Below are 1,656 nucleotides of genomic sequence, written 5' to 3'. Positions count from 1 at the left end.
TTCCGTTACAAAACGGGAGCGAAAATGAGGGAAACGGAAAATAGTAAGTTGTGGAGGAGAGCCAAGGAATTGTTTTACAGGCCAAGGAATGAATGGACTCCGGGAGATGAGATGGTCTACTGTTTAGGAGACTATTTCAATGTTCCAGAAGATGGGATAGAAAAGCAAAGGTTCAAGGCGATAAAGTACGCTTTCAATCATCATTATTCAAATAATCTGTTCTACAACAAATACTGTAAGGATAGGGGAGTTAAGCCAGATGATATCAGAAATGAGGATGATTTCACGAAAATCCCTATGATAGCTGATACATTCTTCAAAAGTTATCCATCAGAGGAACCAAGGAACGTATATGAATGGCTGTATAGGAGTTCATCAGTAGATATTGGAGAATTTGATTTCAATGGGAACTCCCTAGAGGATTTTTTGGGATGGGCTGAGAAAAGACTCAAGGGAATCGTCAACCATTCATCTGGGACGAGTGGAAAGTTCAGCATAATGTTTAGAGACAAGGTTACTTATCAAAGGATATTTTACATAGCTGTGAAATCGATATTTTTCGATATCATCCCACCAACTGATAGAGCACACTTCGTATATCCGGGATCGACAAAAACCCATCTAACGATGGGTCGCTTTATCCAGGAAGCATCTCGAGTATTTGACGATTTAAATAGGCATTTCTTAACAGATAGACCTCTAACAATGGAGATAATAAAACTCATGTCAACTGGGAGAGCAGAAGGATTTAAGGAAAAAATAGAATTTCGTCTACTACAAAAAGCAATGAAAAAGGGGCAATCACAAATATTGGAATTGCTAGAAAAACTCGATAGGGAAAAGAAACAGGTATACATGGTGACTTTTCCCTTCCAGCTCTTTGATCTAATGAAAATGATGGAAAAAGATGGAAAGATTCTTAATCTCGGAGAGAGCAACAGCCTCATTATTACTGGTGGTGGGTGGAAGATACACGAACACAAAAAAGTATCAGAAAAAGAATTCGCTGAGATGATCGAAAGAAATTTGGGAGTACCTCCGAGCAATTATAGGGACCTATATGGGATGTCTGAAATGAACGGCCTCGCTATTGGATGCGATGGAAGATATAAGCATCTCACTCCATGGATATATCCAATGGTATTGGACGATAATCAAGAGCCAGTAGGCTATGATGAATGGGGTAGGTTTGCCTTCCTAGATCCACTGGCTAACAGCTATCCAGGTTTCATGATGAGCGGCGACAGAGTTAAAATATTGGAGGAATGTCCGGAATGCGGCAAAACTGGGCCGGTTTTAGAATCCGAGATAACGAGGTTACCGGGAGTGGAGCCTAAAGGATGCGGAAATCTGATGAGGGAATTGTTGGCCACGGAAATGGCGAAATGAAGGAAAATGGGTTATTGGTAAATATATGTTGGTAATCGCATGTTTAAGGGAATAAGGTGGTTACAGATTTGCCAATTTTTAATCTGTATTTTTCATTTTGAAATGAATTGATTTTGCAAAATGAATGGGCTTAACCGATCAATTTTGGCTTCCCACAGCCAAAATTGGCTAAAAAATTTTCAGCCAAGGCAAAAATTCTGGCATTTTTGCCTGATTTTCCTCTACTTCGCACTAACTGTTTTGCACGGTTGTATTTCCTTTTTACCG

General features: G+C 39.6%; 1 protein-coding gene. It reads left to right on the top strand.

Annotation, left to right across the window (positions count from 1 at the left end; translation table 11 throughout):
* On the top strand, positions 1-1,389 hold a 1,389-nt coding region (locus U9O96_03380; protein MEA2054148.1), incomplete at its 5' end, for a hypothetical protein.
* Between the last annotated feature and the right edge of the window lie 267 nt (positions 1,390-1,656).

It is taken from the genome of Candidatus Thermoplasmatota archaeon, assembly GCA_034660695.1.
GTDB lineage: Archaea > Thermoplasmatota > E2 > UBA202 > DSCA01 > JAYEJS01.
The sequence above is the reverse complement of the archived record's forward strand: the minus strand, read 5'-3'. Positions and strand labels throughout refer to the sequence as shown.